Consider the following 18,275-nt stretch of genomic DNA (forward strand, 5'->3'; position numbering starts at 1 on the left):
GCCCTGTCCGGTTCGGAGCTGTCCGACCCGGACACCGTCGCGGACCTCGCCGCCGAGCTGCGCGGCGCGCGCGGGTTCTCGCTGCCGGCGCTGCTGGCCCGGGCCACCTCGGAGCTGCTCGCCGGCAGGCACCGGGGTCCCGCGGTGCTCCTGCTGCGGGCCCGCGCTGGGTTGCGATTCGGCCGGAGGCCGCTGCTCCCGATCGCGTTCCACCGCATGACCGGGCCGGTCGCCGACCCGGGCGGCGGGCTGCCGATCGACGCGGGCGCGAGGTGGGACCCGGCCACCGGCGTGCTGCGGATCTACGGCGCCGACGCCGCCGGCCTGGCGGAGATGACGGCGGTGGCGCTGCTGGCGCACTGGTTCGGCGTCGAGCCCGGTTACGCCGTCCAGCTGGCGTTGCCGATCGAAACCGCGCTGGACCCAGGCGGCGCGCCCGTGCGTGCGCATCGGGAGATCGAGGCCCTGATCGCGGGTGGGAACCACCGCGCGCTGCACGACCTCTACTCCTGGGCGCGCCGGGACGGCCGGCACCGCTTCACCCACCGGCCCGCGCGGAGCCGGCTCGGGTTGCACATCCCGTTCTGGTGGGTGTGGGGAGAGCTGGGGCCCGTGGTGCGGTCCCGCACGCCGGCGGCGCGTCGCCTCGCCCACTACGCCCGCGCGGTCGGCGAGTACCTGCCCGCCCCGTGGGTGCAGGAACACAACGGCGACGGTGCCGACGTGATGCGGTTGCGCCAGGGGACGGATCGCGTGCTCTCGGTGCGCCGGTCCGCCGCGGCGGCCGCACTCCTGAGGAACAACGATGAGCCGGTCGAGGTGCCGTGGGTGTTGTGGCACCCCGACCTGCGGATCGCGCTCCTGCGCGCGGGCGCTGCGTGGCAGGCCGGCGGCGCCCCGATCGCCCGGGTCGCAGGACTGGACGTCCGCCAGGCGACGGTCGACGACGTTCGCGTGCTGCTGATCACGCGCCCGGACGGCGAGCTGGTCAAGATGCTGGTCACCGACATGGTGGCCGGTGGGCCGGGCCCGCGGTTGGCCGTCTGGCGTGACGTGCTCGCCGCGGTCGCGGCTCAGCGGGGGGCCGCCGACAGGGGCGAGGACCCGCTGGCCTGGTTGCTGGGCAGGTTCGCCCTCACGATCGACGCGCTTCTGGCGCTGATCGAACAGAACGGCTGGAGGTTCCTGCGCCACCCCGGGTACCACAACCACACCCGCGAGGAGTTCCAGCAGGCGAAGCGGCTGGTGCCGGATGCATTGCGGCTGCTGGTGGCGATGGTCGCCCGCGACGAACGGCACGGCCGGGTCGAGGAGCTGGCCGGTGAGCTGGCCGACAGTTGGGCCGGGGCGAGCCGGGAGCAGCGCGCACCGGCGGCCGAGGCGTTGGTGGCGGCCGGGGTGTTCAGCCTTGCCGAGGTTTCGCCCGGCCAGCTGACCGACGCCTTGGCCCCGGCGGCCTCGAACGTGCTGGCCGAGTCCCGCAAGGCGCTGCGGGGCGAACGGCCGGACTTCGGCCTGGCCGGCGAGCGGCTCGGCCTCGCGGGCGTCTTCCACCAGCTGGCCGCGCTCGACCTGGCGGCGGACGCCGTCGCGGCCCACGACCGTGCCCAGCTGTACTCGGTGCTGTCACGGTTGTACGGCCGGCTGGCCGGCGAACCCGGCGACCTCGGGTACTGGCGGCAGGTCACCGACCTGCTGGGTCAGCTGGCTCAGCTCCCGATCGGGCCGCGGGACGGGCTGGATCGGGCGGCGTTCACCACCCTTGCCGCCGCCCTCGACGGCGGGGTGCGAGAGCCGGCCGCGGCGAGCGACCTCGCGGTTCCGCCCGCCTGGCTGGCCGAGGCCCTCGCCGCCGCCACCGGACGGGGAAGCGTGCCGGGCTGGTTGGACGAGTTCTGGCAGGCCGCATCCCCGCTGCGCCGGCTGGCGCTGATGCTCATCGTCGCCAAGGCGGGTGCGCCAGCCCCGAGCCTGCTGGCCGAGGATCCACGAGGCCACGCGCCCGTCGCCCGGGCGGGCGGCCTCGACGTGCACCACCTGTTCATCGGCGATCAACGGATGTTCCTACTCACCCGCCCGAACGGTGAGCTGGTCCGGGTCGTGGTCGTCGACGCGCTCGAGCCCGAGGCGCCCACCGGGCAACCGGTCGCCGGCCTGCCCGGCGATGTCGACGCAGCAGGCCCTCTCGTGCGGCTCCGCGAGGGGATCACCGCATGGCGGGCCGCGCTTCCCGCTGTCGACGCGGGTGAGACCGGCGAGCGGCTGGGCCGGCTGCTCGACCGGCTCACGCTGATGATCGACGAACTCGAACTCCTCCTCGGCCGGATCGCGCGGCACACCCCGTCCCGCTCGTCCGTCGACTCGCGGCGGGGCGATGAGGACTGGCGGCTCGAGGAGCTCGTCGAGCACGCGTCGCGGCTGCTGGTGTCCGTGGCGGCGCATCGCGACGCGGCCTACGCACTGGTCAGCGAGTACCAGCTCGAGGTGCCCGAGCCCGGCCTGGCCGATCCGCTCGACCCCGACGAGCTGCGGGACGTCAGCGGGCCCCTGCGAGTGGTGGTGCGGATGGGCTCGCTGTCCCTGCAGTCCGACGCGACGACCTGGCGCCGGCACCACAGCGCGCGGACGGTGCTCACCCAGAGCCGGCGCACGAGCCGATCCGAGGCCACCGAGCTCCCCGCGGCCCTGACCTCCGCGCAGCCGACCACCCCCGGTGATGCCCGCGAGCGGTCGACCCGCTGGTGGAGGCTGGTGAAGCGCGATCAGGAGCTGCGGGACGCGATCAAGCTGTTCCGCGGCAACAACCGTCAGGTGCAGGCCTACCTGCAGCGTCTGAAGCAGTGGGGGAGCAATCCGCCCGAGGACGAGCTCAGGCCGGACCTGCTGCGGGAGGCCGAGCAGGTGGACGACGCGCTCCTGCTGGCCGGGCGCGCGCCCGTCGAGGTCGTCTACCGCGGGGAGAGCTGGCACCCCACCCTGCCGCCGCTGCCCGCCGATCCGGCCACGGCGGCCACCATCGTCGCGGAAGGCCAGTCGAGCTCTCCGTTCGCGCTGGGCGACGTGCGGGAGACCGACTCCATCCAGTTCGTCAGCTACGAGCGCGACTACGCGATGGCCTACGCCAGTACCCGCGGCGGGCTGTCCGTCCTCAACGCCTACCTCACCGACAACGCGGTCTGGCTGGCCGCGACGGGCATCTACCCGAAGAACGAAGGACTGCTGCCCCGTGGGCACCGGTCCGTGCTCGTCGGCATCACCCCGTCCCCGTTCCCCGGGATCGACTACCAGTTCACCTGGGCCGATGAACACCTGCTCGACGAGGTGTCCGCCCCGTCGCCGATCGAGCTCGCCGCGGCGGGGACGGGGGATGTGCTCGAGTGGTTCACGCCGGTGGTTGCCCGCGGCTGGAGGAAGGTCGGTGGGCAGCGCGGCTCCAACCCTGGTGGCACCTACCGGGCGGCCGACGGCACCGACTACTACGTCAAGCGATCGCACTCGAAGGACCACGCCCGCAACGAGGTGCTGACCGCGGTACTCGCCCGGCTGGCTCGCGTCGACACGGCCGAGCTGCGGCTGGTGATCCTCCCCGGCGGCCGGCTGGGCGTCGCGTCGAAGATCCGCCCGGACGCACGCCACGACTTCGGGGAGCGAGTGCGCAGCCGGCACTACCGGGCCAGGGTGCAGCAGGGCTTCGCCCCCGCTGCCTGGCTGGGCAACTGGGACGTCGTGGGCAGCGGCGACAACATCCTCACCGACGGCGACGAGCCGTTCTGGGCCGACCTCGGTGGTGGCCTGCTGTTCCGGGCTCGCGGCGCGGCGAAGGGCGCCGCGTTCGGCGACGTCGTCACCGAGTGGGACGTGCTGCGCGGACGGACCAGCTCGCACGATCCGGACGCCCGCAACCCCCAGGCCGCCTCGGTGTTCGGCGACATGACCGACGCCCAGTTGACGGCCTCCGCCCAGCTCGTCGCCGGTGTCTCATCCGAACGCATCGATGCCGCGGTCAACGCTGCCGGGTTCGCGCCGCACACCACGCGGATGCTCGCCGCGCGGCTGAAGGCGCGCCGTGCCGACATCGCCGACCGCGCCGGGATCACGCTGCCCACCGAGCCGGCCTTCGCCGCCATCGCCGACGTCGACGTGTCCGAACCGCCGCTGCCGAGTGCAGCGACGGTCTCCGCGGGCATCGTGATCGTCGAACGGGGCAAGCTGTGGCTGATCGAACCGAAGGGAGGATTCGGCGGCTATCGGTTCACCTTCCCCAAGGGGCGCGTCGAACCCGGACTGAGCGCCCAGCAGAACGCGCACCGCGAGGTCTGGGAGGAAACCGGGCTGCGCGCCAGGATCGTCGGCTACCTCGGCGACCACCGGGGGAACACCACCATCACCCGCTTCTACCTCGGCGTTCGCGACGGTGGGAGCCCGCTGTCACCCGATCCCACCCCGTACGTGGAGGGCGGCAGGGAAACCGCGTCGGTCCGGCTCGTCACCCCCACCGAGGCGGCGAGACTGCTCAACAAGGACCGGGACCAGCGCGTCCTCGCCCGGGTCGAGGCAGCGCTGCGCGGCACCGCGCCAGGCGAAGGCGGGTTGGTGGCCGTCAACCCGTTCGGGCACCGGGCGCTGCGGGCGATGGAGGGCGCCGCGCGAACGCTGTACGACGCCGCGGTGCCCGTGGACCGCGAGCGGTTCTCGCACCTGCCGCGCGCCCCGCCCGGGGTGACCGTGCTGGTGGCGCCGGCCGGTCTGCGCCCCGCCGGGGCCGAAGGTGTGATCGCGTTCGGCTGGCATGCCCGCGGCGTGGTGCTGGTCTTCGCCGACACCCTCGCCGAGATCGACGCGCTCATCGGCGCCGGCCGGCTCCCGGCGAGCTGGTGGACGCGCTTGCTGGCCCACGAGCACGACTTCCACCTGGCCGCCGATCGGCACACCGGGCTGTGGCACGGGCTGCACACCATCGGACTGGTCGCCCGGCTGGTGCTGGCGCGGGCGACGGCCCTGTCCGGCAGCCTGGCGCGCGGGACGGGAGAGCGGCTGGTTGCCGGCGCCAGGCTGTCCGGGTGGCTGCGCGCCCGGCAGGGCGAGCTCCTCGGCCTGCACGTGGGCGTCGGGATGACGGTGGCGATGGCCGCCACCTACGCCACGTTCGACATCGCCGCCACCTACGGCGTCCCGGCCACGTCGACCCTGCTGCTGGCGTTCGCCGGCTGGGGCGTGGGTGGCCTGTCGTTGCTGGTGAACGCGGTGTTCGGCAAGCGGCTCGGGGTGAACGCGGCGCTGGGCATCGGGCTGGCCGCCTCCGCCGCCCTCGCCGCGATCGCGGTGGCGCCCGCCGCGTTCGGCGTGCTGCTCGTCCTCTACGGGCTGGGCGGCATGATGATCTCAGCATCGGCGATCTTCCAGGCGTCGCTGGCTCGACACCCGCTCGAGGCCGCCGCTGCCGGGGACCGGCAGGACCGGGTGCAGACGTGGTCGTCGGTGGGCCGGGCCTGGCTACCGCTGGCGGTGGCCGGCTCGGTGTTCGTGTTGTCCGGATGGCGCGGCGCCGCGGTGGCGCTCGGCCTGATGACGGCAGCGCTCAGCGCCGCCACCTGGGTGGCGCTGCGAGGTGGGCTCGCACCCCCGGCGGTGGCGGGCTCGTCGTGGCGGCAGGCCCGCGACAGCATGGCCGCCGCGGCGAAGCGGGCGTGGCGGGCGCCGCTGCGGTTCGTGGTGTCGGTGCCGCTGCTCGGGTTCCTGATCGGGTTCCCGATCGGCTGGATGCTCGGCGCGGTTTCGCCGATGCTCAAGGTGCACATGCCGTGGCTGGACGCGCAGTTCGTGGTGTGGGCGGCCGCGGTCGTGACGTTCGTGCACCGGTACGCGGCGGTGTGGGCGAACGGGTGGTGGGCCGGGGCCAAGGCGAAGCGGCCGTGGATGGGCACGCTGGTGGGCGCCTCGCTCCCGATGGTCACGGTGCCGCTGCTCCTGGGGGCGCTGCTGGCATGGCCGCACGCGGCGAGCTCGGCCATCCCACTGGTCGGGATGTTCGTGGCGGTCAGCATCGCGTTCCAGCTGCCGATGGGTCCGACCACGGCGCTGACCCGTGGCGTGGCCGGCACCAGCCGGTTCCTGGTGGGTACCCAGCTCGGCGCCGCCGCCGGGGTCGGGCTGACGCAGCTCGTGGTGGCCGGGCTGGCCCCGGGCGGGCTCACCGTCGCCACCGCCGGGGCCGTCGAGCTCACGTTGGGGATCGGCTACGTGGTGGTCACCGGCGTGATGTTCGTCGTCGCGCGCCTCGTGACCCGGTTCAAGGTCGGGTCGATCGCCCGGCTCGAAGCCGCGATCGCGGGGCAGGCGGGCAACGCCACCGCCGCCGAGATCATGGCGGTGCTCGAGGGCCACGGCATCCTCAACATCGGGGACCTGATCACCCACACCGCCGGCGAGCTGCGGGCCATCGGCCTGACCGGCGAGCAGGTGGTGCTGATCGAGCGCGGGCTGGCCGAGCTCGGGCACAACCTGCGCGGGCCGCCACCGGCAGGCCCGTCGGGTCCTGCGGGTCCGTCGAGGCCGTCGAGCGGCGGCCCGTCCGGCGTCGCCGGGTTCTGGGCACGGACCGGTGGCCGGGCAGCGGCAGGCCTGGCCCGTTGGGCGGCAGGCCTGGCCCGGGCCGCGGTGGTGGGGGCCGTCGCCGCGCTGGCATTGGCGGCCACCCCGGGCGTTGCGGCGGCCGGCACGGCCGGCGTCGCGGTCGGTGGCTGGGTGGCTCCGACGTGGCTGGTGTACGTCGCCCTCGGCTTCGGGGCGTGGCTGGTCTGGGCCGTCGGCGTCGCGCTGGCCGCGGAGTTCTCGAGCGCGCCCGCGAAGGTGCGTCGCCAGCTGGCGCGCACCAGCAAGGTGATCGGGCTCATCGGGTTCCTGTTGCAGGTTTGGCTGTTGGCGTGGGGGCTGCCGGTCTTCGGCGTCGAACCCGGTGTCGGGTCGCTGGCTGCGGTCCTCGGGCTCTCCGCGGTGGCCGGGGTGGCCGGCTCGCTGGCCCGCAGCAGTTCCTGGGGCCGCAAGGCCGTTCCGTTCACCGGGACGGCCGCAGTCGTGGGATTCACGGTCGCCGCGGCGGTCGTCGGGTTGGCCTGGGCGGGATTGCCGTTGTTCGGCGGGCAGCCGGTCGCCTGGCACGCCGGGCTCTACCTGGGCCTGGTCGGGGTCCTCGGGCTTCTCGGTGCGGGCCACACCGTCGTGGAGCTCGCGCGCAACCCGCAGCCACGCGGTCCCGTGTCCGTGCGTACGCGGTTGGCCGCGGTCGTGGTCTTCGCCGCGAACGTCGTGGTGATCGCGGTGGCGACCGCAGGCCTGGTGACCTTGCTGCGGATGATCGACCCCGTCCACGAGCTGCTGCACGCGCTGTTCGGTTGGGTACCGCAATGGCTGCGCTGGGCGCTGCTGGCCAACTCCGCGGTGATGGGCGCCCGCGAACGTGCCGCCAGGTTCGTGCGCGCGCACCGCGCGGAGCCCGACGCCGCCGATGGCAGGAACACCGGATCCGGAGCGCTGGCGGTGGAACTCTCCGACGCGGCGCGGGACGGCTACGAGGCCGCGCTGCGGGAGACCCCGCCGTCCCCGTTGCCGACGCGGCACGGCGGTGGCCGTGGCGTGCTGGTGCCGGCGCGGGCGCTGCGCGATCACGGGATCGGCGACGAGACACTGCGCAACGTCATCGCCTACACCCTCGACGGGCGGGTGTACGTGACGGACGAACAGCTGGCCGTCATCCGGTGGCTGCAGCGCGGGGGGCTGCTGCCTGCGGACTGGCTGGAGCAGGTGCTCGACCACGAGCACACCTACCGCGTCGAGCGGCCCACCTCGCCCGACGAGCTGGGCGCGTGGCGGGAGCGGCGCCGCCAGAACGCTGGTCGGTTGGTGGAGCAGTGGTTGCGCGCGCTGGAGGCCGACCCGACCGCGCTCGCGGTGGGGCCGGTCGAGGCGGCGGCCCGCCGGCTGTCCGAGTGGCAACCCCGGTGGTCCACCGATCTCGCCGCGCTGGCGCTGCTCGTCGACCCGAGGGCCGTCCGGGGTGAGGACTGGCACGACGCCGTCGTCCAGCTGCGCGAGACGCTGGACCGGCTGTTCGCCGATCCCGCCGCCGCGCCGGCCGTCGTCGAGGTCTGGATCGCCCACCAGCGGCTGCGCGAGTCCCTGTCCGACATCCCGGAGCTGGGCACCCCGACCCCGGCCGCGGAAGCCCTCCGGGACGCGATCAGCCAGGCCGTAGTCGACGAGATGGACGCGGTGCGCGCGGCGGGCGTTCCGGACCCGCTGATCGAGGGACTGATGGGCTTCCGCCTGAAATGGCAACTGTGGCTGATCGCCTACCAGGACCTGTACGACGCGAACATCACCCGGCACGCGCGGCGGAACGCCGATCAGCAGATCGCGAGGTGGCGGGAGTACGAGACGACGCTGAAGGAGGCGCTCGCCGATCCCGGCCCGCTCACCGAGCACTGGCGAACGTTGCTGGGCCACGCCCGGCGGCTGCACGACGGGATGACGGCGCGTCAGCGGGCAGCGGGCGAACTGTTCGCCGCCGAGCTCGACCGGGCGGTGAACCCGCCCGGTCCCAGCGGGCAGAGCGGTGCGGTGCTCGACGGTGAGTGGGGCACGGGCCGGGAGGACCGGTGGGTGAAGCTGCTGCCCCAGCTCGAGCGCCTCGGCACCACCCACGAGAACGACCCCGCCGACCCGCGAGCGCCGCCCGGCGTGCTGGAGATCCCGCTGGACGAGGCGGTGTACGACCTGCTGCGCGCGAACGGGCTCGCCGACCTGCCCGGACGGCTCGTCGGATACTACTGGGCCGACCGCGACGTCGTGGTGGTCTTCGCCCCGACCCTGTACCGGCTGCGCGTGGCCGGGCTGTTCGAGCAGCTGCTGGCGCACGAGGACTTCTTCCACCGCCAGGGCCGGATCAGGGAACGCAACGATGCCGGGCTGACCCACGACGAGGACGAAGCCGAGATCATCCGGCTGCTGGCCGCCGCGTTCCCGCTCGTGAACGCGATCGCCTACGACAGCGCCGGTGAGCGCGTCGCACCGACCGCGACCCACGTCGAGCTGGTGCGCGCTGCGCTGGCCGAACGGGCCGCGGCGGACGCCATCGAGCGGCGCAGCGACGAGCTGACGTCGCACGCTGCCGGGGCGGCCGAGCCCTCCACCCTGGCCCTGGTCGACCAGCTGAACGAGCGGCTGTCCGAGATGCTCGCAGCCGCGGGGATGGATCAGGTGGTGGTCGTCTACCTGGCGTTCGACGCGTCGACGGTCGTCACCGACCGGGCGCTGTTCCTCGAAGGGATCCTGCAGCTGCCCGTGGCGGTCCGCCGGGGCCTGTGGGTGGACGACCCGCTCGTCGAGTTCGACGATCGGCTCGCCGCGCTCGTGCGGGGGGTTCCCGCCGCCGTCGAGGAGGCCCTCCGGGTGCGCCGGCTGATCCGGTTCGTGGTGCGGCAGGTCGAGTGGGCGTCGGCTGCGTGGGAGCTCGGCCGGGTCGACGCCGCCCTGGTCCGGCTCGCGCGGGCCGGGGACGGGATCCCCGCCGCGCGCGCGGCGCTGGCGCGGCCCGGCGCCTGGCCCGCGCGGGTGGACGACCACCCTGCCCATGCCCTGGACCGGGCCGAGGCCCAGGCCGCCGAGCTGCTCGCCGCGACGGGCACGCCCGGGGTGCTGCACCGGATCGGGCAGCGCGTGTTCGACGTGATGGACCGCGACGGCCTCGACAGGACGCTGACGTCCCTGGCCGAGCTGGCCCCCGCGCCGGTCGAGCTGGTCCGTGCCGCGGTGACCGAGCATCCCGGCCTGGTGCTCGACGACGGCGGATGGGTGAGCGTTCTCGACGTCCGACCGGCACCGGTCCCGCCGCGCGCGCCCGGCGACACCGGGCTGGAGCTGCCGGGCACCCTCGCACCGGGTGGACCGTTGACGGCGCTGGCCTCGGCCTGGCTGGTCGGCGAGCACCGCCCGTTGAGCCCGATCGAGCGCAGCGGGTGGTTGATCGCGCTGATCGGCCGGGCGTGGCAGGCATCGCGCGGCCCGGCCGCGGTGATCGGCCGGACGGAGATCCACCGGGTCGCGAGCGCCGTCCCGGACGGGCTGCGGCTGCTCGGCCCGGACGCCACCGATGCCCCGGAGCTGGTGCTCGTGGTCCAGCGGGTCCGGGGTGGCCGGCATCGGTTGGTGAACGCCTTCCCCACTGCGACCGGCGACCTCTCGCAACGGGAGATGTGGCTCGTCGACTCGGTGCTGGCCGTCCGCGGCGGCGGCGAGCTGCTCGGCACCGGATGGGCGGTCGCCCCCGACCTCGTCCTCGCCCCGCTGAGCGCGTTCGCCGGCCGTGACCTGTGGGACGTCACGGTCGACGGGGTGGCTCCGGACGAGGTGATCGCGCTGACCCCGGACTCGTTCGGGGTGGCCGCCCCGCTCGTCGCGCGGGCCCGCAGGCTCGGCCGGATGCTGTTCGGCTTCGACCTGGGCACCGCCGACCTCGTGGTGCTGCACGTGCCCGGGCTGCACGCCGTGCCGCTCCCCGTCACCACGGATGCGGTGGCGGTGGGCACGCCGTTGCTGGTGGCCGCCCGGGACGCCGCGCAGGTGCTGCGCCCGACCCTCGCCCCGGTCGTCGCCACCGGTCCGGCGACGGTCACCCTCGCCGCACCGCTCGACCCCGCTGCCCTGGGCAGCCCGGTGCTCACCAAGGACGGCCAGGTCGCCGGGATGATCACGCACATCGACCGGGAGAGCGGGCTGGCCACCGCGCTCGTCGCCCCGCTGCTGGTCGCCGGTGCCGCCGCCGCCCGCGCCGAGGTTCGTGCGGCAGGCGCCACGCCTGCAGTGCTGCTCGACCACGTCGCCCTGCGGCTGGACCTGGCCGGCGCCGCCCGGGACGCAGGCCGCCCCGGCGAGGCGCGGCGCCACCTGCGCCGGGTGGAGTTCGCCCTGGATCACATCGCGGCCGAGCTCGGCTCCCGCCGCGACGGTCGCCTCCCCGATGCCGGGTTCGACGCCGCGTTCGACCGGCTGGTGCACCTCGCCCGCAGGTGGTGGCTGGAGCTGCAGGCCGCGCGGGGTCCCCCCGCCGACGCCGCCGCGGCCGATCGTGCGATCGACCTGGCGTCCGTGCTGCTCGGCGCCGAGAGGTCCCCGGCCGCTCGGCTCGCCGAGGCCGCCCTCGCCGTCGGGCAGCCCACAGCCTGGCGCGTGCACCTGCACCACGCCGTCGACGCGGCCGGCCTCGCGGCGATCCGCCGGGCGCTCACCCCGCCGTCGACCGGCCACCGCCCGACTCGTGCGGATCTCGAACAGGCCCACCGCAGCCTGGGCCTGCTCATCGGCAGGCTCCCCGCGGAACTCGGCGACCCGCTGGCCGCGGTGTTGGCACGCTGGACGATCCCGGGCGAGCCGCCCGCGGGCCTGCTCGCCTACGTGGAGGGCGAGCTGCCCGACGAGCTGCCCGGCCTGGCCGGCTTCGCGCTCGCCGCTGCCCGCTACCACCTGTGGCAGGCCCGGCCCGGTACCGGACGGACCGGTGGCTCCGGCCTCGGGACGGCCCTGACGATCGCCGGACTCACCGGCGCCGCGTGGTGGGGCCTGGCGGCGGTGCCAGGTGGAAGCGGCACGGCCGAGGCGACGTCGCTGCACCACGCCGCACCAGCCGCCGCCGAAGGGGACACCACGGTCCTGAAGGCGCTCGTGCTGCTCGCGGCCGCCTACGTCGTCTACCGGATGCTGAGGGCAGCGGGCGAGTGGGTCGGCCGCACGCTGGGGACGATCGGCGAGGCGATCGTCGACCTGCTGCGGTGGCCACTGGACGCCGCCGTCGCCGCAGGCAAGGGACTGGTGAGCCGGCTGCGGTGGGTGCTGCTGGGCACGGCGACCGGCTGGGTGGCGGCCGCGACCGGGTACGGCGTGCCCGCGGTGGTCGTCGGCCTGGTGCTGGCCGTCCTGCCCGGGCTGGTGGCGCTGGTCGTCGTGACCGTGCCCGAGCTGCGTGGGCGCGACCCCGCCGACTGGGTGCGCCACCTGGTGCGGGCCTGGTACGAGCTGCGCCCGCCGTGGCAGGTCGGCGCAGGCCTCATCGCAGGCGCCGCCCTCTGGGGGTACGTGGGCGGGGACGCGGGCGCTGCCGCGATGGCGGCGGCGATCGTCCCGGGTCTGGGTGGCGGAGCGCACCGGCCGACCGAACGGCGCGGCGTCGTGATCGCCGAATCGGACCGCGGTCTCGTCGTCGTCACCGATCCGGCCGCGGTCGCGCCGGTGCTGGACGAGGTGCGCGAGCTGTGGGCCCGGAACGATCTCGTCCCGGTTGATCCGCTCGAGCTCGGCCCGAGCGGGCTCTGGGTGTCGGTGGGCCTGTGGCCGTTCCGCGCGGGCCGCACCCCGGCGCTCGCCGTGCGCGGGCTGCGCGACGTGCGCGTTCTCCACGTCCTCGACGTCGATCGCCTCGCGGTGATCACCCCCGTGGAGTCGTCCGGCGCCGTGATCAGCGGGTTCGACGAGCAGACCCGGGTCGCGCTCGAACACGAGATCGTGCGCGGGCTGTACGGCGGCAACCCCGACAATGGGTGGCGGCCCGTCGTGCGGGACGTTGACCCGTCCCTCGGCGACCGGGTGGCCGTGGCGCCTGCGACCTTGCCCGCCGTCGAGTACGTGGCGACCTTGGACCGCAAGCGCGGCCTGCCGACCGCCGTGCTGGTGAGGGTGCGTGGCCCCGATCCCCGCCTGCTGGTGGTGCACCCCCGCGGCCCGGAGCACCTGGACCGCGCGCTCGACACCGCGGCCGCGTACCGGGTACTGGGCGCACCGGCCGTGCTCACCTGGCCGGCCGTTCTGCCCGAGCACGTGCTGGACCCCCACGGCGGGGTGGTGCTGGGGGCGGGCGAGACGGTCGAGGTCGGCCACTACCGCGGCGGCAGCGAGGTCGACCTCGACGAGCCGCTCCAGCGCGCCCAGGTGGCCCGCCTCCTCGGGATCGCATCGGTGCTCGGCGACATCGACCTGCGCGCGGTGAAGAAGATCAATCTCGTCCTGGACCGGTTCGGGAACGTCGGGCTGGTCGACTTCGACGCGGGCATGAGGCTGGACCCCGAGCCGGCCGAGGCGCATTTCCAGATCGTGATCGAGGGAGCACCGTTCGAGACGCGGTCGGCGCAGGAGATCTTCGGCGTGCTGACCGAGGCCGACGTGCTCGCCGGCTACGAGTACGTCGTCGAGCGGCGCGCCGAGCTGCTGGCGGTGATCCGCGACCCCGCGCGGCGGTTGATCGTCGGTGCCCGGGTGGACTGGATGAGCCAGGTCGTCGCCGCGGGGCGGTTGCCCGGCTGGCTGCGCGAGCAGCTCGCGGAGGCGCAGGAGATCGCGGCCGCGGCCCATCCGGGTGAGCGGCTGCCCGACCATGCGTACCGGCCCGGCTTCAGCCCGGAACAGACGCAGCTGATCACGTGGGCCCTGGCCCGGATCCGGCAGGAGCAGGCGGCGCCTCCGGACGGGTCAGGGGGCAACCGGGATCCGCCCGTGGCGGGGCTGCGCACCGACGAGGCTTTGCTGGTCTTCCGCGGGGAGCTGCTCGCCGCCGAGCTGCGTGGTCACGTGTCGGAAGCGGAGGCGGCCGATCTCGTCGAGCGGCTCGTGACGTTCGCGTGGTACGACGCCGACGGCCTGGTCGTCGCGGTCGGCGAGGAGCGCTACGCCGAGCTGGCCCGGCTCGGTGCGCTCCGGGAGGCGATCGACGGGGCACGCAGCCGGGCCCCGCCGCCCGCCGATCCGCTGGAGCGCCTGCGTGCCACGGACGCCGACGATCCGGCGTTCTGGGGAGTCGCGGGTCTGGTTCTCGAGCGGATCGTCGAGGACGGTGCCGCCCGCGACGGGTACGAGACCGCCCTGCAACGCATCGCCGAGAGGCTGCTGGCCGGATCCCTCCGCGGTGGTCGAGAGCTCGCCGACGACTACCTGCGCTGGATCGCACCGCGTCTGGGCTCGCCGTCCTGGCTCGCGAAGTGGTGGCCGACGGCGAGCCTGCCCGCCCGGGTCGCGCTCGGGGTCCTGGTCGCGCTCGTCGGCGATCCGGGGTGGTTGCGCGAGCTGCCGAAGAAGCGGCGGGATGCGCGGGACCTCGCGCGGCTGGTGCGGCTGTGGACCGATCGCAACCTCGCGGAGCACACGAGCGCACTGACGGATGTGCTGCGCGCTGCCTCGGCGGTGACGCGGACGCCTGCCGGCGAGCGCAACGGCTCGTGGCTCAGCCTCGTCCACGCCGCCGTGGTGGTCGCGCTCCATTCGGATCCCGCCCGGTCGTCGCGCGTGCTCGACGTGCTCGGCCCCCTGCCCGGCGCCATCTCGGCGGCCGGCCCGAACGCCAACGTCGTGGCCCTGATGGCCGACGCCACGGCCACCGTTCAGGCGGTCGGGACCGGGGTGGCGCCGCGGCCGTCCATGCAGGTCTGGACGCCCCCCGATCCGGACGCGCCGGGCGAGCAGCCGGGTACCGCGATGTCGGGAACGGTGACGCTGTACCACGGCACGACCGACCGCGGCGCCGACAGCATCCGCAGCCGGGGCATCGACCTCTCCGTTCAGCGCGATCGCACCGATTTCGGAACCGGCTTCTACACGACACCCGATCACTGGGACGCCCGCCGAATGGCACGCAAGCGCGCGCAGGCGCACGGGGGAGTTCCGGTCGTCCTCCGGTTCGACGTACCGGCCGAGGCGTTGAACGAGATGTCCGGGATCTGGTTCCCGAGAGCGAGCCGGGAGTACCAGGAATTCGTCCGGATGATGCGCCTCAAGGGCCGCAGGCACGCGTTCGACTGGGTGCGGGGACCGGTGCTGTACAGCGTTCGCGACTTCCTGGCCGGCGGCGAGGTGAACGCTTCCGGTGACCAGGTCTCCTTCCACACGCCGCGGGCGGCGGAGGTGCTCGCGGCGCAGCTCGTCGGTGAACGCTCGGTGCGGCCGCCCGGCCCGAACGGTTTCGAGTGCCAGTGTGGCGAGAACCATTGGGGCATCCACGGCGCCGCCGGCCTCCTGCCCTGGTACCGCGACGGCGACGGGATGGATTGGTTCCTGCTGCAGCAGCGGGCGCGCGGCGACTACGCGGGGACCTGGGGCCTGCTGGGCGGCGCCCGCGAGGCGGGCGAGTCGGCGGAACAGGCGGCGATCCGGGAAGCCGCTGAGGAAGGCGGCCTCCTCCCGTCGGCTTACACGATTCTCGGGTCGTTCCTGGACGATCACGGCGGTTGGGGGTTCACCACGGTGTTCGCCGTGGTGAGCTCGCGGGACATCGGATTCCGCCGAAATCGGGAAACCAGCCGGCTGGAATGGATCCGGCGGGACTGGGTCCCGACGCTCGATCTGCATCCCGGCCTGGCCGCCACGTGGAACGAACTGATGAGGGTGTTCCCCGGGAGGTTCGCGTGATGGCGCAGTTCAACCGTGGCGGCCGCCGTGGCCGCCAGATGGAGAGGAATCCCCGTCGATGATCGAGATCAGGTCCGCACCGGACGCGGAGACGGCCCACGTCCTGCGCGTGAAGCCGGAGGAGGTCCCGGCGCAGCGGTACCCGCTCCTGCGGGCATTGCTGTGGTGGGCGCCGCCCGCCACCGCGATGCTGGCGGGTGGGTGGACCGCGGCGATGGTCCTCGTGGCCGCGGGGCGGACGTCCGACCCGACCGTCCTGATCACCTGCGGGGTGGCGACCGCCGTCGCGGTCTTCGGCGGGATGTGCCTGTTCGAGCGGCTGGTCGGCCTGCCGGGCGCGGCACTGGGAGCGGGCGTCACCGTCCAGCTCATCCACTCCCCGTTCGTGGAGACCGGGATCATCCCGGGCTGGTCGGCGTCGGCGGGCTGGGTCCTCACGGCGGTCGTGACCGGGGTGCTGATCTGGCGGGTGCACGCGCGACGGCCACCGATGATCCGCACGGCCCAACCCGTGGTGACGGCAGGGGAGGCGCTCGACGAGCTGGCCGGCGCCGGCTCGAGCGCGTCGGGGCGGGTGACGGTCTCGGGGCGGTTCGGGCTCTCGGGGTGGCCACGCACGGCGCTGCAGGCCGTGGAGCTGCCCGGGAACCCGCCCCCGGAGATCGACGCGGTGGTCAGCATCGAGACGCGGTCGAGCCGGGGCACCGCGTTCGTGATCCGCAACGACGGCAGGCATGCCGACCTGGTGACCAACGATCACGTGATCGGCGCCGCGCGCTCGGCGCGCGTCAGCGTGGCCGGGACGGTCCGCGCCGCCGCCCCGCTCCCGCGCCCGGACCCCGAGCGGTTCGCGGGGGCGCTCGCCGAGCACGTGCCGGACCTCGACGAAGCGCGGTGCCGGCAGCTGGCGCAGGAGTCCGACCTGCGCCTGCTCCGGATCGACTCCGCCGGTCTCCCGGTGGAGTCGCTCCAGATCTCCACGGCGGACGCGGTGGACGCGCTCGCGCTGTCGGTCGGCTACCCGCACGGCGGGGTGCCGCGGTTCGTCTGGCCGGCGAACCCGGTGCCGCTCCCCGCGATCGGGGTCGGTCGGCTCGTCGCGCGCGACGGCGGCGCCGTGCTCTGGACGCCGTGGCGGGTGCAGCGCGGCAACTCCGGTGGACCGGTGCTCGTGCGGGAGCACGGCCGGCTGCGCGTCGCGGCGGTCACCTACGTGCAGCACGACCGGCGCGGCTCACGGGGCGACGCGGCCCACATCGCGGCGCCCGTCCTGCGGGCGTACCTCGCCGCGGTCGACGGGGACCGCCCGTGATCGGGTCAGGCCACGAGCGGTTCCAGGACGAAGACCGGGATCTCGCGGGTCGTCTTCTTCTGGTAGTCGGCGTAGTCCGGGTAGGCCTCGACGGCCCGTTCCCACCAGATCGCCTTCTCCTCGCCGGTGACCTCGCGCGCCTTGAAGTCACCGGTCTCCGTGCCGTCCTGCAGCTCGACGTGCGGCTCGGCCTTGACGTTGTAGTACCAGACGGGGTGCTTCGGGGCGCCGCCGAGGGAAGCGACGATGGCGTAGTGGCCCCCGTGCTCCACGCGCATCAGCGGCACCTTGCGCAGCTTGCCCGTCTTGGCGCCGCGGGTGGTCAACAGCACGACGCGACGGCCCTTGATGTCGACGCTCTCCGTCGTCCCGGTCTCGAAGATCTTCTCGGTCTGCTCCCGCACCCATCCGGTGGGGCTGATCTCGTATTCACCCTCGAGTGGCATGTGGTGGTCCAACACGGCGGCCCTGCCGGATCTTCCCTCGCCCCTCCGGACGGGTTACGGTCGGGCGTAGACGGGAGCTCGCAGCAGCGGGCTGAGAGGGTGGCTGGTGCGCCACCGACCGCAGGAACCTGTCCGGGTAATGCCGGCGTAGGGAGGCGAAAATGGCTGAGCCCACGGTGGGCACCACACCCCCGACCGTCATGACGATCGCGGGCACCGACTCCGGCGGCGGCGCGGGCGTCGCGGCCGACCTGCGGGCCATGGCGGCCTGCGGGGCCCACGGCTGCGTGGCCGTCACCGCGGTCACCGTGCAGAACACCACCGGCGTCACCGGCGTGCACACGATCCCGCCGGAGACCGTCGCGGCCCAGATCGAGGCCGTGGCCACGGACATCGCGCTGGGCGCCGTGAAGACCGGCATGCTCGCCGACACCCCGATCATCGAGGCGATCGTCGCGGCGTGCGACCGGGTGGGGATCGGCGGAGTCGGCATCCCGCTGGTCATCGATCCCGTCGCCGCGTCCATGCACGGCGACCCGCTGCTCGCCGACTCGGCCCTCGACGCCTACCGCACCCTGCTCTTCCCCCGTGCCCTGCTGGCCACACCCAACCTCGACGAGGTGCGGCTGCTCGCCGAGGTCGACGTCCACGACCGCGCAGCCCAGTACGAGGCGGCCAAGGTGATGCACGCGTTCGGGCCGCAGTACGTGCTGGTCAAGGGCGGGCACCTGCGCGAGGACACCGACGTGTGCGTCGACCTGCTCTACGACGGCCACACCTTCACCGAGCTGCCAGGGCCCCGGTTCGACACCGGCAACACCCACGGCGGCGGCGACAACATGGCCTCTGCCATCGCGTCGGGTCTCGCGCGCGGCATGTCCGTGCCGGAGGCCGTCGCGTTCGGCAAGCGCTACGTCGTCGAGGCCGTGCGGCACTCCTATCCCCTCGGCGCGGGCCACGGCCCGATCTCGCCGCTGTGGACGGTCCGGAACTGGTGGGAGCAGACCGTCTGAAGTCCGATCACAACTGAACACACCGCGGGAGCTCGTGAGCGCAACGGGCTGAGAGGGCATGTG

General features: G+C 74.3%; 4 protein-coding genes (1 of these 4 cut by a window edge). 3 read left to right on the top strand and 1 reads right to left on the bottom strand.

Going from position 1 to position 18,275, the window contains the following annotated elements:
- Window positions 1–15,441, top strand: the 3' portion of a protein-coding gene (locus FHX44_RS19400; RefSeq protein WP_147257087.1) for a GNAT family N-acetyltransferase. It extends 50,205 nt beyond the left edge of the window; 15,441 of the gene's 65,646 nt are visible here — the last part of the coding sequence; the start codon falls outside the window, past its left edge; the stop codon is at window positions 15,439–15,441.
- 58 nt (window positions 15,442–15,499) lie between these two features.
- Window positions 15,500–16,753, top strand: a complete 1,254-nt coding sequence (locus tag FHX44_RS19405; RefSeq protein WP_147257088.1) for a S1 family peptidase — start codon at window positions 15,500–15,502, stop codon at window positions 16,751–16,753.
- Window positions 16,754–16,758: 5 nt separating this feature from the next.
- Here the strand turns inward: FHX44_RS19405 and FHX44_RS19410 are convergent, their stop codons facing one another.
- Entirely contained in the window at window positions 16,759–17,199 is a 441-nt protein-coding gene (locus tag FHX44_RS19410) for a nitroreductase family deazaflavin-dependent oxidoreductase (RefSeq protein WP_147257089.1), read from the bottom strand.
- 161 nt (window positions 17,200–17,360) lie between these two features.
- Here FHX44_RS19410 and thiD point away from each other — a divergent pair, with 161 nt between their 5' ends.
- The gene (gene thiD, locus FHX44_RS19415; RefSeq protein WP_147257090.1) at window positions 17,361–18,212 is read left to right on the top strand and encodes a bifunctional hydroxymethylpyrimidine kinase/phosphomethylpyrimidine kinase; all 852 of its coding nucleotides are present in this window, start codon (window positions 17,361–17,363) and stop codon (window positions 18,210–18,212) included.
- Window positions 18,213–18,275: the final 63 nt, after the last annotated feature.

The sequence above is a fragment of the Pseudonocardia hierapolitana genome (assembly GCF_007994075.1).
Taxonomy (GTDB): domain Bacteria; phylum Actinomycetota; class Actinomycetes; order Mycobacteriales; family Pseudonocardiaceae; genus Pseudonocardia; species Pseudonocardia hierapolitana.

What these genes read in the sequence shown, in the direction of transcription:
- FHX44_RS19410 (WP_147257089.1), bottom strand. Translation starts at nt 17,199, where the DNA reads ATGCCACTCGAGGGTGAATACGAGATCAGCCCCACCGGATGGGTGCGG.
- thiD (WP_147257090.1), top strand. Translation starts at nt 17,361, where the DNA reads ATGGCTGAGCCCACGGTGGGCACCACACCCCCGACCGTCATGACGATC.
- FHX44_RS19405 (WP_147257088.1), top strand. Translation starts at nt 15,500, where the DNA reads ATGATCGAGATCAGGTCCGCACCGGACGCGGAGACGGCCCACGTCCTG.